13 protein-coding genes and 1 tRNA gene are annotated in these 15,200 nt (G+C 38.9%); 11 read left to right on the top strand and 3 right to left on the bottom strand.

Annotation, left to right across the window (positions count from 1 at the left end):
• The first annotated feature begins 12 nt into the window (after positions 1–12).
• From LMB57_RS03265 to LMB57_RS03235, 7 genes are all read left to right on the top strand, one after another.
• Positions 13–1,434: an anion permease gene (locus tag LMB57_RS03265; RefSeq protein WP_229271899.1), complete on the top strand. Its 1,422-nt coding sequence runs from the start codon at positions 13–15 to the stop codon at positions 1,432–1,434.
• A 166-nt stretch (positions 1,435–1,600) separates the two neighbouring features.
• Positions 1,601–2,488, top strand: a complete 888-nt coding sequence (locus LMB57_RS03260) for a LysR family transcriptional regulator (protein ID WP_229271898.1) — start codon at positions 1,601–1,603, stop codon at positions 2,486–2,488.
• Between the two features lie 55 nt (positions 2,489–2,543).
• Entirely contained in the window at positions 2,544–3,911 is a 1,368-nt protein-coding gene (locus LMB57_RS03255; RefSeq protein WP_229271897.1) for a threonine/serine exporter family protein, read from the top strand.
• 12 nt (positions 3,912–3,923) lie between these two features.
• On the top strand, positions 3,924–4,577 hold the full coding sequence (locus tag LMB57_RS03250) for a uracil-DNA glycosylase (protein ID WP_229271896.1): 654 nt from the start codon (positions 3,924–3,926) through the stop codon (positions 4,575–4,577).
• 127 nt (positions 4,578–4,704) lie between these two features.
• The gene (locus LMB57_RS03245; protein ID WP_229271895.1) at positions 4,705–6,213 is read left to right on the top strand and encodes an MFS transporter; all 1,509 of its coding nucleotides are present in this window, start codon (positions 4,705–4,707) and stop codon (positions 6,211–6,213) included.
• Between the two features lie 48 nt (positions 6,214–6,261).
• Complete coding sequence (locus LMB57_RS03240; RefSeq protein ID WP_229271894.1) at positions 6,262–7,245, top strand: alpha/beta hydrolase; 984 nt, start codon at positions 6,262–6,264, stop codon at positions 7,243–7,245.
• A gap of 12 nt (positions 7,246–7,257) precedes the next feature.
• A complete protein-coding gene (locus tag LMB57_RS03235; RefSeq protein ID WP_229271893.1) occupies positions 7,258–7,830 on the top strand; it encodes a DJ-1 family glyoxalase III in 573 nt (190 codons plus the stop codon).
• Positions 7,831–7,888: 58 nt separating this feature from the next.
• On the opposite strand, the gene mprF is transcribed toward LMB57_RS03235, so the two are convergent.
• Positions 7,889–10,474, bottom strand: coding sequence for a bifunctional lysylphosphatidylglycerol flippase/synthetase MprF (mprF, locus tag LMB57_RS03230; RefSeq protein ID WP_229271892.1), 2,586 nt, complete (start codon positions 10,472–10,474; stop codon positions 7,889–7,891).
• Positions 10,475–10,628: 154 nt separating this feature from the next.
• Here mprF and LMB57_RS03225 point away from each other — a divergent pair.
• Positions 10,629–10,703 (top strand) — tRNA-Asp (locus LMB57_RS03225).
• Positions 10,704–10,780: 77 nt separating this feature from the next.
• Positions 10,781–11,647 (top strand): RluA family pseudouridine synthase, encoded by an 867-nt coding sequence (locus tag LMB57_RS03220; protein ID WP_229271891.1) that lies wholly within the window; start codon positions 10,781–10,783, stop codon positions 11,645–11,647.
• Positions 11,648–11,870: 223 nt separating this feature from the next.
• On the opposite strand, the gene LMB57_RS03215 is transcribed toward LMB57_RS03220, so the two are convergent.
• Positions 11,871–12,599, bottom strand: a complete 729-nt coding sequence (locus tag LMB57_RS03215) for a DUF4811 domain-containing protein (protein ID WP_229271890.1) — start codon at positions 12,597–12,599, stop codon at positions 11,871–11,873.
• On the bottom strand, positions 12,599–14,107 hold the full coding sequence (locus LMB57_RS03210; RefSeq protein WP_324255222.1) for an MDR family MFS transporter: 1,509 nt from the start codon (positions 14,105–14,107) through the stop codon (positions 12,599–12,601). Before LMB57_RS03210 ends, LMB57_RS03215 begins: the two co-directional genes overlap by 1 nt.
• Before the next feature lie 133 nt (positions 14,108–14,240).
• On the opposite strand from LMB57_RS03210, the gene LMB57_RS03205 reads away from it, so the two are divergent.
• Complete coding sequence (locus LMB57_RS03205) at positions 14,241–14,687, top strand: MerR family transcriptional regulator (protein WP_229271889.1); 447 nt, start codon at positions 14,241–14,243, stop codon at positions 14,685–14,687.
• 78 nt (positions 14,688–14,765) lie between these two features.
• The gene (locus LMB57_RS03200) at positions 14,766–15,113 is read left to right on the top strand and encodes a DUF3368 domain-containing protein (protein WP_229271888.1); all 348 of its coding nucleotides are present in this window, start codon (positions 14,766–14,768) and stop codon (positions 15,111–15,113) included.
• Positions 15,114–15,200: the final 87 nt, after the last annotated feature.

Below are 15,200 nucleotides of genomic sequence, written 5' to 3'. Positions count from 1 at the left end.
AGGGATAAGGAAATGAAAAAATTAGAAAGTGTAAATTATAAGGGGTTCATTTGGCCTGTTATTATTGGTTTGATTTTATGGTTTATGACTCCTATTAAACCAGCTGCCGTTCCAGTTGCTGGTTGGCATATGTTTGCTTTGTTTGTCGCTACAATCATTGCATGTATTACGCGTCCACTTCCAATTGGTGGTGTCTCAATTATTGCTTTTGCCTTAACTGTTTTAACAAAAACAGTTCCAATGGAAAAAGCAATTGTTGGTTTTGGTAATGCATCAATTTGGATGATTGCAATGGCCTTCTTCATTGCCCGGGGATTCATTAAGACCGGACTAGGTCGGCGGATTGCATTGAACTTTGTTAAGGCATTTGGTAAGCGAACTTTAGGACTTGCTTACTCCTTGATCGGTGTTGATTTGATTTTAGCACCAGCTACACCAAGTAACACTGCGCGTGCTGGTGGTGTTTTATATCCAATTATTGAATCATTATCTCAATCATTTGGCTCAGATCCTAAGAAGGGAACAGAACGTAAAATTGGTTCCTTCTTGATCTTTGCTGAATATCATGGTGATATGATTACTGCGGCAATGTTTATGACAGCCATGGCCGCTAACCCATTAGTTCAAACTCTTGCCAAAAGTAATGGCGTAAACATTACTTGGGTTGGCTGGTTCTTAGCTGCCTTGGTACCAGGAATTATTTCCTTAATCATTGTTCCATGGTTGATCTACAAAATGTATCCACCTGAAATTAAAGAAACTCCTAATGCTAAACAATGGGCAGAAGACGAACTCTCTAAAATGGGAGCAATGACTTTACCAGAAAAATTAATGGCTATTATCTTCGTTATTGCCTTGGTTCTCTGGATTGTCGGGAGCTTTATCGGGATTGATGCAACACTTGCTGCATTTATCGCATTAGGACTATTACTCTTATGTGGTGTCTTAAGTTGGCAAGATGTGCTTCATGAAACAGGCGCTTGGAATACTTTGACTTGGTTCTCTGTTCTTGTTATGATGGCTGGTCAATTGACAACTTTAGGTTTTATTCCATGGTTGAGTAAGACTGTTGGTAACTCGCTTCACGGTATGAACTGGATTTTGGTATTAGTTATCTTAATTATCGCTTACTTCTACTCACATTACCTGTTTGCTAGTTCTACTGCTCACGTAACTGCAATGTATAGTGCATTCTTAGCTGTTGCTATTTCAGCCCATGTTCCACCAATGCTTGCAGCTTTGATGCTTGGTTTCTTCGGTAACTTAATGGCATCTACTACTCACTACGCTTCTGGTCCAGCTCCTGTTCTCTTTGGTTCAGGTTATGTTCCACAATCAAAGTGGTGGTCATTAAACTTTGTCCTTGGTATTTTCTACCTTGTCGTATGGATTGGTATTGGTAGTCTTTGGATGAAAGTTATTGGTATGTGGTAAAAATTTATCTTAAAAGAAAACTACTTGGTAAAATTTGCCAAGTAGTTTTTTCATTAGGATAAAGACGAGTGCAAGCATTATAAGAATATTCAGAATCTTAATTGCAAATGAATACTTAATTGACGTAAGATAAAGATATTATTTCGACATAGAAAGGGTTAAGACGATGAATACTCGTGATTTGCAATACTTTGCCATGCTAGTTAAATTAAAAAATTATACGCAAGTAGCAAAGTATTTTAATGTTTCTCAACCTAGTATTACCCAAGCAATTCGTCGCCTTGAGCAAGAATTTGACACAAAATTAGTGCGCAAAGATCGTGTTCATAGGGATGAGATGATTACGCGCAGTGGACAGTTACTATATGAAAAAGCGTTGGCGATAAACAAAAAGATAGACATTGCTCATCAAGAAATAGCACGGTCCGATCAACGCCAAATAAAATTCGGCCTTCCGCCAATCATTGGAAAAATGTATATTTCACACATTATCGGCAATCTTTCTAAGCAGCTTCTCCAACGAATAAAAATCGTTTCTGTGGGATCTCATGAATTGCTAAGTGAATTACAAGCGGGAAAGATCGATATTGCTATGTTGGGCTCAATTGCACCAATTGATCAAACAGGTATTTTTGCGGAATTAATAACTACGCGACCATTTAGTATCATCGTAAGTGCTGATCATCCGCTTGCAAAGAAAAAGGCGGTTAGTTTTCAAGACTTAACTAACGAAATCTTTATTAATTATGACCAGCAATATGTGCATAAAGCTGCCTTTCAAGCTTATTCTACCTATGCCCAAATTAATCCGCAAACAGCAATTTATAAGGTACCAAATGTTTCTTGGATTAAAGAGTTAGTACGGCAAAATAAAGGAATTAGTTTAATGGTTAAAGATGCGGTAAAGGATGAACCAGGAATTGTTGCCTTAGATATTGAAGACTCAATTCCCGAAAAATTTTTTATTTCGCTTGCCACACGGGAGGATTACATTTTAAGCGATGATGAACAGCAATTAATCACTAAATTAAAAGAAATCACTCCCATCGCTTGACAGCCGCCGTATAATTAAATAGTTAAGAGAATTGATAAGAGGAGCTGGATGGGTTTTGAGTAAGGATAAAGAGATCTCAGCGAATGATTTTGAGCCGAATGAACATCTGTCTGATAAGCATCATATGGCGATTCCATGGCATGACTTTTTTACAAATGATAATTTCACCCCTGCTTATGAGGCTAATTTAGTAGAACGAGCGGCGATTGTCGGGCGAATTGGATTAATGATGCTCTCTTATGGAACTGGGGCATGGCGAGTCCGTGATTCAATGAATACAGTTGCTCGGACGTTAAAAATGACTTGTTCGGTCGATATTGGGTTAGTTTCCCTCGAATATACTTGTATGGATGCCCACCATAGTTACACGCAGGCAATATCTTTGCCAAGCACAAGTGTAAATACGACAAAACTTTCGCAGATGGAACGATTTATTAAAGAATTTGACCAGAATGGGAGTGAGATGACAATTGGAGAAATTCACTCCCGTTTGGAGAAAATTGCCCACTCAAAAGGTAATTATGCTCCTTACCAAGTAGGACTAGCAGCTGCTCTGGCATGTAGCGCCTTTGTCTTTTTACTCGGTGGTGGACCAGTTGAAATGTTTTGTAGTTTTATCGGGGCTGGCCTCGGAAACTATGCCCGCCGCAAGATGATTGACCATCACATTACCTTATTTGCGGGCGTAGCGGTGGCGGTTGCAGTTGCGTGCCTTTCTTACCTGCTGGCATTAAGTTTGATGCAATTAACATTTAATGTGAGTTCGCGTCATGAAGCAGGGTATATCGGCGCAATGCTGTTTATTATTCCAGGATTTCCGTTCATTACTAGTGGACTTGATATTTCAAAACTTGATATGCGGTCCGGGCTTGAACGAATGACCTATGCAATCGCAATTATTACAGTTGCTACCTTGGTCGGGTGGATCGTAGCATTAATGGTTAACCTGCGTCCTGAGAATTTTCAAGCATTGCCGCTATCTGCATTAATGCTCTTTTTACTCCGGTTGCCAGCCAGCTTTTGTGGGGTGTTTGGCTTCTCAATAATGTTTAACAGTACGCCTAAAATGGCAGCTATTGCCGGTTGTATTGGTGCGATTGCTAATACATTACGGTTAGAATTAACAGATTTAACTGGTATTCCAGCAGGAGCGGCTGCATTTTTAGGAGCGCTAGTTGCTGGACTGTTGGCATCGATTGTTAAACGTAAAATTCAGTATCCGCAAATTTCGATCACGGTTCCATCGATTGTTATTATGGTTCCGGGACTTTATATGTATCGGGCAATGTATAATATTGGTTTAACTTCGATTAGTGTAGGAACACTTTGGATGACCAAGGCGCTTATGATTGTTGTGTTCTTACCAATGGGATTGATTGCTGCTCGTATTCTTACAGATTCTAAATGGCGACATAATGGATAGGAGATTGAGAACATGATTGCAGAATATCCGCCAACACTCCTAGCAGAGGTAAAAGAAAAGACGAAGGATCGGCAATTAACAGGGTTTACCCCAGGTCAAGGACCACTTAATCCAGACTTGATGTTAGTGGGAGAGGCTCCTGGGCGTCACGAAGAAAAAGTAAATATTCCTTTTTCTGGTGCTTCTGGTCAAGAACTGATGAGGTTTATTGAATCAATTGGATATTCACGTTCAACCGTTTATATTACCAGTGTGGTTCGTCAACGGCCCTATAGTATTAAAAAAACAGTTGATAAGAAGACAGGTGAAGTAATTGAAAAGCGGCCTAACCGGACGCCGACTAAAAAAGAAGTCTTAGCATTTGCTCCTTTGTTTGATTGGGAACTAGCGCAAGTTAAGCCAAAAATCATTGTTACGCTTGGCAATACGGCTTTACAACGGTTACTTGGTAGTCAGGCTAATATTGGTAAACTTCATGGGCAACTTCTCCACGAGAAAATTCAACGGACCAATGAAGCGCATGATGGCTATGAGTTGACGACTGACAAGCATTGGATTATGCCGATGTATCATCCGGCCGCAGTGCTCTATGCCCGCCGATTGGAGCCTACTATTAAAGCTGATTGGCAACAGTTAGGGCAGGACATTAAGAAAATGAAAAAATAACTATTATACTTTTTGTGACAAAGGTCGTATAATGGGAAACAGTTTGTAATTAAAGAGGATGGGACAATGCACTTTGATGCTCTGTTCCATCCTCTTTAGTACGTAGAAAATTAAGGGAGATGAAAAAGTGGAATTACAACAACGACGAACAATAGTTACTGGTGCGTTGTTACTATCTAACATCATGGCGGGGATGGATGGTACGATTGTAAATACGGCCTTGCCAGCTATTACCAGTGACCTTCATGGGTTGCAATATATGGGGTGGATCATCGCAACTTTTCTTTTGGGAATGGCTGTTGCAACCCCATTATGGAGTAAGTTTGGTGAGCATAAGGGAAACAAGCAAGCCTATATTACTGCTACCTCTATGTTTTTAGTTGGAGCCATCTTTCAAGGATTAGCCCCTAATATTTTATGGTTTATTATTGCGCGAACTGTAATGGGAATTGGTGCTGGCGGAATGAATACAATTCCGTTTATTGTTTTTGCTGAATTGTACGACAACCTAAAAAAACGAGCTCAAGTATTAGGGATTGCCAGTGCTTGTTTTGGAACTGCTTCGATTATTGGTCCCCTACTCGGTGGATGGATTGTGGACGCGTTGAGTTGGCACTGGGTTTTCTATGTTAATGTACCGATTGCCTTAATTGCGATTACGATCATTAGCTTGTTCTATAAGAATGTGAAAAAGCAAGCTGCCGGTAAGCCGGTTGATTATCTTGGAGCGACCCTATTAGTAGTTAGTTTAGTAATTATTTTAGTAGCGGTTCAACTGATTGGTTCAGTCTCCGGTTTAGTGGTGGGGTGTTTATTAGTTGTTGGTCTCTTATTGCTTGGCGGAATGATAAAAGTTGACAGTAAGGCAGTAGACCCAATTGTTCCTAGCCGTCTGTTTAAAAATCGCGAACTAGTAATTGATTTTACTTTATTTGTTATAATTTGGGGCTCATTTATTGCTTTTGTCACTTATATTCCAATGTGGGCTCAGGGAATTTTAGGTTTAAGTGCGCTCCTTGGCGGGATGACTCAAATTCCAGGTGCGGTTACTAACTTTATTGGTTCAGAATTAGTACCGGTATTGCAGGAACGATGGGGCAAATACTGGATTGTTACCTGTGGGGCAGTTTCAATTTTTATTGCTTATTTAGGAATAATGATTGGGGGACAAAAAACACCATTCTGGCTTATTTTATTTATGGGTGCTTTTGAAGGTTTTGGTGTTGGGCTTGTCTTTAATATTTTACAGATTAATGTTCAAACAGATGCTGAATTACGGGATGTGCCAATTGCTACTTCACTAGGATACTTATTGCGAATTTTGAGTCAGACCCTTATGTCCGCGGTTTATGGCGTTATTCTTAACCAAGAACTATTCCAGGGAGTCCAAACACACCACGGACTTACCTTAAAAATGCTAAATAAACTATCAAATGCCCAAACTGCTAGTAGTCTTCCAGATAAGCTTTTACCAACCATGCGTACGATACTTTATAATGGGTATCGAGATATTATCATTGCGGCAGTAGTTTTAATCGTTATTGCCTTAATTTTAGTTGTTGCTTTAGGCTGGCGAAATCATTGTCACCAACGCGACCTAATGGCTTTAGGTAATCTTAAAGACATAAAATCTTAAATCATGATAGGATAATAGTAAGATTTTAAATGAGGAGCGATCGTTTCAGTGGAGAAAATAAAGAAATTTAATACTCAAATTGCTAGTCATTTGGCTAACAATATTGAGAATAGTTTACGGGAGTTACGACGATGTGGTGCGCATCGTTCTAGTAAAGCAACCTTTACTGAAATGGGAATCCAATTAAGCGGATTTAAAAATGATCTTGCAGAAAACAATAAATTTAATGCTTTAGTGGGCAACGCATGGATTGACAATGAAGCTGATTACTATTTACCTGCTGCCGTAATGACGGTTGGTGTTCAACGTCAAGAACATGAATTGACAACATATGTCTTAAATGATCACGGAAATAATCAACGAGTAATCATGTATCTAACCGGTGGAGCCTATATTCAGCGCCCCGATAAGCCTCATTGGCAATATTTAAATCGGTTGGCACTCGCCACGGATGCGAAGATTTATGTCCCAATTTATTCTTTAGTTCCGCATGCTACTTATCGTACTGCCTACCAAGAAATTGCTAGTCTCTATAGCAAAATTTATGCCCTTATGCCTGCTAGTAAAGTAACTATTATGGGCGATTCAGCTGGCGGAGGATTAGCAGCTGGTTTTTGTGAGTATCTTGGTAAAAAGGGGCTTCCACAGCCTGGCCACCTCATCTTATTTTCTCCTTGGCTTGACCTTGACCTCACAAATCCCCTCATTAGCAAATATGAGGATAAAGATGTTACACTAGCAGTGAACGGTTTACGAAAAATTGGGACAATGTGGGCTGGTGATACAAACCATCAAGACTATCGTTTAAGTCCTTTATATGGGAATCTTGAGCAGTTGCGAGATGTGACTATTTTTGTGGGAACAAAGGAAATATTGTATCCTGATGTGACTTTGTTTGTTCAAAAATTGCGTGACGCTGGGATTACTGTAAACTCATATATTGGTCGTGGACTGTTTCATATTTACCCGCTTTATCCCATTCCAGAAGCAAAGGGTGTAATGAAACGGGTAGTGACAATAATTAATAATTGATGGGGTGATATTTTGGCTAAAGTTGCTGTAGTGTTTGCACCAGGTTGTGAAGAAGTTGAAGGACTTACAATTGTGGACGTTCTCCGCCGAATGGGAATTGATACCACAATGGTTGGATTAGAAGATATTCATGTTCCCGGTGCTCATGGGATTGAATTAACTTGTGACGAAGTAATTAGTGATCAGCTTCTCGACTATGATGTGGTGGCCTTTCCTGGTGGTCGCGGGGGTGCCCAAAAGCTCCGCGATAATGACAAGTTGATGAAATTGATGCAAAAACGTAATGCAGAAAACAAGTGGGATGCCGCAATGTGTGCTGCTCCGATTGCCTTGGCGCGGTATGGTTTGCTTGATAATCATAACTATACTTGCTTCCCAGGAATTAACGAAGAAATTGCTAAGGTAGCCCCAACAGCAAATTTTGAAGAGGATATTACGGTTGTTGATAATGATGGGAAAATTATTACCAGTCGTGGTCCCGCAACTGCCTTAGCTTTTGCTTATCAGATTGCAGAGGTATTAGGATATAATACTGATAAGATTAAGCATGAGATGCTATACGACTACTTAATGGATCAGAAATAATCGATAAAAGTAAAGAGGGTGAGGAAAAACGAAAAAGTTTTTCCTCACCCTCTTAATATTATTTAATCAACCACCAGAAGATTGAACGGTGGTTTTGCTGATCAACACGTTGGTTAACAACGCTAACTAAAATCATCATGGTGGCAATAATTGAATTCTTCTTGCGGAAGGCAGTATAACGTGAATACCAAACTGTCGCATATTTATCTTTGTATCGCCGTAGTCCTTGAAAGCCATACAAATGGTAGCCATATTCATAAATGAAGTGCGCAGCTTTTTCTTCAATAAAACTAAATTGATATTCCCCGACATTCGAAAGAGGTGCCATTCCGAGATCAAAGTAGGTATAGCCGTTTTCCTGACCATACTGGAACATACTGATGAAAATTTTATCCATTATTCCAGAAGGAGCATCTTTGCTATGACGCATGAGGTCAATTGTTAAAATCTTTTTACCTCCTGTCGGCATAAACGTTGCAAAGGCGACCATTTTGCCCTCTTTATCACGGATAATGCCAACTGGTGCCTGATTAATATAGTAAGAGTCAAAGAAACCAAGAGAGAATCCTTTTTCAGTTTCGTTTCCTAACCAACTATTGGAGACCTGTTTCATCTCCTGCATTAATTCTTTACTAAATGGTGGCTTTTCAACGGAGAAAGTATACCCTTCACGATCAAATTTATGCATCAATGCTCGCTGTGATCGTTGGCGCTTACCAGCAAGTGTAAAGTCTGCTAGCTTAACGAGGCCAGTTTCACCAGTTTTAATAAAGTCGAAGCCGAATTCATGGAGAAGCATTGTCATATCGCTAGAGACTTCATAAAAGACAAGCTGATAGCCATACTTATCAGCTTCTAAAACAAATTGCCGAAGAGCTGGTCGCCAACTATCCTTGTCCCCAACTGGATTGCCCATTACGATCAGGCGATCATATTTACGGCGATACATGAAAAAGAGCTTATCATGATCGTCAACACTGTAATAGTAGATATTCTTATCTTTTAAGAAGGCGAGGTGACTAGTTTCATTTCCTCCATATTCTTTAATAACATTGCGGATCCGTTCAGCATCAAATACGCTTTTAATATTGAAAGGATCAGTTCCTGCCATAAAGTAGCGCAGAATGACGAAAATTAATAAGAGACCGAGAATTAATCCAAAGAGTCCTGAAATCCAAATCTTTTCACCAGGGAAAAATAGAAAATCAGGGATGTGGTGCTTACTGGAATATTGAGGAGCGTTAATAACTCCGACAATTACATAGAGGATACATGCCCCAGCAAAGATAAGACTATCAATTGCAAATTTTCCAATTGAGTATTCCAATTTCTTCCGGTACAACACATGGCGAGAGAGTAAAACAAGTATCAAAACAATGACTAGATAAATTGTTAAACTCAATGTTCCCAAATTCCAAATGGTATTAGCGATTCCAATTACTAATAATATTAAAGTGGGAAGGTATGCCTTTTTCACCTTTGATTGAAGACCGCGAGCACAGGCAAGCATAGCAAGTGCAAATAAGATGGTTGTCAATTGGTGGAGAAAGAAGAAGGTATAGGGATAAAGGTTTGCGATAATCTTATTTTGTGCAGTGATGTCTGGAATTGAGGCAGTAATAAGCATTAAAATTCCAGAAACATACATAAACGTTGTAATTAAATAGTAAGCAAGTTTGCGGACCATTAGCAATGGTAATCCGTCGAAAAAATGGTTAACTTGTGATGCCAGTGAGTGCAAGAACATAAATCCGGCAATAATTAATGGAACTATGTAGTAAAAAATTCGGAATAATAATAGCCAGATAACAGAGGTAGTTTGTGAAACACCAAGTAATGACAGTTCTAACATCATTAAAAGATCAAACGAACCAAGTGCCCCTGGAATCATCGAAAGGACCCCGAGAACTTGGGCAACTACATATAACGGCAGAACGCTAATAAGATTATGCCGAACCCCTAAGCACCACCCGACGAGTAAGAAAAAAAGTGCTACAAATAGCCATTCACAAGTTGAACTGGTGACTAAAAAGGTTCCTACCATTGGCGTAATATCCTTAAAGATTTTACTATTATGAATAACAGTAAAATAAAAAACGATTGGAAAATATAGTCCGCCCCCAACAAGCCAAAGTGCGTATTGATTGAAGTGCCCACCATCATGAAACACAAACATGATAATCAAAGCGACCCAACAAAGAACTGATAAGCCAGAAAGTAAGAAAACGGCGATTTTAGAGATAGCAAGTAGTATCTCTTTTTTACTGGCATTCTTTCGATAGAAGTATGCTCGTAAGGTAGAACCAAGAATTCCGCCAAATCCAGCAATATTTGTTAAAGTGTTTGTAATCCATCCACAACGAATAATATATGATTTCTTAAATTTCCCGGGTAATAAATGGGTGATTACAAAATCATATCCCAACATGGGGATAACAGCGATACATCCAGTGATTAGGAGTAGGATGATGCTTTCCCAAGACAGGTTTGCTAAGCCAACTCCTACTTCATGCCATTTAACTGTTTTAAAAAAGTTACCTAAAGCGAGAATAACAAAGACTAGGACTGAAGTTACAAACACTACCTTTATGATTTTTGAATACTTAGACCACCAGTTTAATAGGCGCTTGCCCAACTGCTGCATTAAAAACTCCTCCTTAATAATAGCTAATACTTTCATTATAAACTATTGGGAATTTTTGCGGTATAGATAGGAAAAACGAAAAATTAAAAATAAATTGCAAATTTTTGTTGACTAATTTCGATAAATCTCGTATACTTTTATTTGTTGTCAAGTTGGTCCGTTGGTCTAGTTGGTTTAGGACGCATCCCTGTCACGGATGAGATCACGAGTTCGAGTCTCGTACGGACCGTTCTATATTAAAGAGCTGTGATTTAGGTCATCAGCTCTTTTTTTGTATCTTTTATAATGTCGATGGAGGGAATTAAGATGGAAAATACGTGGATATACCAAGGAACCGAACCGATTAAAATAAAGAAGTATCTTCAGTCATTGGGGATGGGGCATCGTTTATTTAACGATCTAAAAAACGGTGAAGGAGAATTTCTTGTTGATCATCGGAAGGTACGACCAACAACCCAGATTCTTCCTAATCAGCCCTTAACCATTAAAGCTCAGCCGGAATTAGCTGATGAGACTGTTGAAATTAGTAATGAGCCCTTAAATGTTGTGTATGAAGATGATAATTGGTTGGTAGTAGATAAGCCGGCAGGTGTGACTTCTATCCCGGGACCAACCGTTCAAAATGATACAGTTTTGAATCGGGTAAAGGGATACTTAATCGCAAATAATTCTGCAGATCTCCGTCCTCATTTAATTACACGACTGGATCGCTTTACGGGGGGATTACTTCTTATCGCTAAGCATCATATCGCCTCAAGTATGATCAGTCAGCAAGTGCAGCATCATCAAATGCTGAAGGAGTACACTGCCTTAGTAGAAGGACAAATTATGGACGACCATGGCGAGATTAACAAGCCGATTGGAAGACAGGATGGTCAAGCAGCCCGGGTAATTGACAAGAATGGGCAACGAGCTTTGACTGAGTATTGGGTTGAAGAACGAGGTGCAGAGTGGACACAAGTACGGGTAAGACTCCACACTGGACGAACCCACCAAATTAGAGTTCACTTTGCTTCTATTGGTCATCCCCTGATTGGTGACCATCTTTATGGGGGCGATACTGGTAAGTATAATCATCAGTTGCTTCACGCAAGTAAAATTAGTTTTAATGATCCTTTCACTCTTAAACAAATGACATTTACCTCAGAATTACCATCAGTATTTTTGAATTAGTTTAAATACAAAATAGAGAGGCTGAAAAAACTTCGTTTTTTTAGCCTCTCTATTTATGTGAAGATTATTTAAGATATCGTGGAAATCCTCGTAGGCTAGCTTCGCGTCGTAACTACAAGGCTTGAGCCTAAGTCCGAACGGTAATCAGCCCGTGCCGTGCTAATCACCGTTCTATCCTTAGCCCACCGCCTTGTCGAGAAAGTTAATTTCCACTCACTATTTTTTACTTAATTTGTTTTAAAATTTGTTTAACGCTTTGGGTCTGAAATTCTTGTTCTGCTTGTGCTGATATTTCGTGGATTTGCTTAGCAGTCATGTTAGGATTCTTAGCCATTGCTGCTTGAACCTTTGATGTAACAAAAGCGCGTCCTTGTTCTGCGGCTTGTGCTTGTAGTTTGGTTCCTGTAGCAGATTTAGCAACTCTGGCAAGTTTAGTAGCTTGACTCGTTGTGAGTTTAACATACATTCGTGGATATTCTAACACATTAGTTCGCTTAACCAATGTATTGTTCATTCCTGACCATGCATATAGGACTTTATAAAAATTATTACGATATTGCCAACGTGTCTCAGTTGTTACGAGCCGAGGCGTAGTATCATTAGTCCATTTAATCCGACTAGTGGTATATTCGTTTGCTTGGGTATGGTTAGGCGTTTTTTGTTTAACTTTGGTGTTATAAATATAAACATCATCATGGCCGCTTTTACCAACCGGTTGATAAATTGCCAGGGGCATTGAGGAATTTGAAGCAGAGTAAATCCGCTTGGTGGTTGTTGTCGTAACTTTTTGCATTCCAAAATGGTGACTGTAGTTCAATGTCATTAAAAGAGTCGAGCCTACAAAGGTAATTCCCGTGAGTGTGGCTAAAATGATTCGCAGGTTTTTTTGCTGAATAAACATCATGCAAGCAAAAAAGGCAATTGCTCCCAGAAAAGTTAAAATAATAACCATTATTTCATCCCTCCTTTATCAGCTGAGTTTGCTATCTCCTCACTATCCAGCCGAATGTGAATTCCATTACCATTTGTAACAAAGAATGTGAGGAATAAACCGATGAGTGAGAAGGCGATTGCAAACCAGAACGCTGCATGATAACCCATCAAAGTAGCATCAAACATCTTTGCCTTATATTGCAAAGGAGATTGAGTAAGTAATGAATGAGCAGGGCGATTGCTATTGGTAATATTTGTCAAAACAGAGATCATGATTGCTGTTCCCACAGAAGTAGCAACTTGACGAATGGTGTTGTTAACAGCTGTACCGTGCGAGATTAAATTGTAAGGAAGAGAATTCATTCCCGCCGTAGTAACTGGCATCATTACCATCGAAATACCAAACATCCGGACTGCATATAAGAAGACAATATAAATAGTTGGGGTATCACGAGTAATAAAGGCAAAAGGAATTGTTCCAACAGTTAAGATAAACATTCCTGTAAAGGCTAAGCGCTTAGCACCGTGACGGTCAAATAAGTTCCCAGTAATTGGACTCATAATTCCCATAAAAAGGGCCCCAAATAAAAGGGTAAGACCTGAATGGAAGGCAGACATTCCGTGAATAATTTGAAGGTAAAGAGGGATGACGAATTCCACCCCAACCATGGCCATCATTACAATTGAACTAAGGATAGTTGCGAGGGAGAATTCTTTGCTTTCAAAGACTTTGAATTCAAGGAATGGGTCGTCTAGCTTGTTTTGACGCATGATTAGAATTACAACTAAAATCGCCCCAATGATAATGGTTGAAAGAACAACTGGATCGGACCAACCTTTATCACCGACGCTTGAGAATCCATAAAGCATGCTTCCAAATCCTAATGTTGAAATAACAACAGAAAGCCAGTCAAGATGCGGCTTTTTGTTAGGGATAACATTCTTAACTGCAAAAAAACTAACAATGATGACTAAAGCAGTGATTGGGGCAATCATTCCGAAAAGCCACCGCCAGCTATAACTATCGATAACCCACCCAGATAGAGCAGGACCGATTGCTGGTGCTAATCCAATAACTAAGCCATTCACTCCCATCGCAGCTCCACGCTTTTCAGGAGGATAAACAGTCAGCATGATATTCTGCATTAAGGGCATGTTGATCCCTACTCCGACTGCTTGAATAAGACGACCAGCTAATAGAACGGCAAATGATGGAGCAATCCATGCTAGAATTGTCCCAACTTCAAAGGTTGACATAGCAATGATAAAAAGACTTTTAGTATTAAAACGACTGGTTAGGTAGGCACTGACGGGGATCATAATCCCATTAACCATTAAGAAACCGGTAGTTAACCACTGAACGGTGGCTGTACTAATATTAAAAGCATCCATTAATGCTGGAAAGGCTGTTGAAAGAATAGTTTGGTTTAAAATGGTACAAAAAGCTCCAATTAATAAGACAAAGATCATTAAGGAACGATTATAAGTTTGACCATTAATATCAACAGGTTGTGGCTCTTGATTCACTAATAGAATCCTCCTTTACATTTTTTACAATGTGAAAAATAATAATACTATTTGATATCTTTGTCAAATAATTTGACAAAGATATCAAATTTTTGGTAATTTATGATTAAAACATACACTTTGGAGGAAAATGATGGATCCGCTTTCTGGAAGAATTAGAAAAATAATCGCTAGTAAACAATTAAAAATTAGTATGAGTGAAGTGGCACGTGTAACTGGTGTCTCTACTAGTCAATTAAGATACTGGGAGAAAAAAGGTTACATTAAATCTGAACAAGATGAGCAGAATAAAAATCACTATTTTAGTTTTCCAACAATTTTTCAAGTATTAACGATTAAAGTATTTTTGGAGCAAGGCTTTACTTTAGCAATGGCTGTAAAAAAGGAACGTAAACGGCGCGAACTTCATAAGATTTTTACCCGTTTTATTACGGACGGCATCAAAGAGGTAGAACAAACTGGGGAAGATAGTGGAGAAGTTAGGTTGGGCCCATTAGCTGAGGATCTCACAAAAGAAGTATATGCAGTGATTGATGGTGATAAGACTCGTCTTCGTATTCGGGATCGGAAAGAAAATTAACGGATAATAAACTTTGTGTTAAGGTTAAAATGTAGAGGATAATCAAAGTAAATTAATTTGAGAAAGGAAGAATACTAATTGGCTACAACAGGTTTAAGTTATAGTGAGTTAAGCGACGATGCTAAAGAAGTTGCCCTTAATTCCTTTATTAATTTTTATGTTGATCAATATCGTAGGGGTAGTTTAGAGATCCTTAGCTCACAAGTATCTAATGAACTAATGGCTACAATTAATCAAATCTTGCGCGATAATGCTTTTATGGGTCATCAAGAATTAGTTAATGTAAGCACGCGGCTAAGTAAGCCAGCTTATCAAAAAATTTTAACCGCATTGACTAATGTTAAATTTCATGAAGATGGGGAACCGGTTGTTGATTGGATGAAGGCTTGGGAACAAAAAGAGGAACAGTTACCAGAAGAAGATTAGGCAAATAACTAGTGGAAAAGCCCTTATTAATAAGGAAGGTGGAGTAAAGATATATACTTTCTCCCACCTTCTTTTTTAATCAAAGAA

Origin of the sequence: Limosilactobacillus secundus (assembly GCF_020784695.1) — a bacterium.
Classification (GTDB): domain Bacteria; phylum Bacillota; class Bacilli; order Lactobacillales; family Lactobacillaceae; genus Limosilactobacillus; species Limosilactobacillus reuteri_F.
Note: the sequence above shows the minus strand (reverse complement) of the source record. Positions and strands in the feature narration are given on the sequence as shown.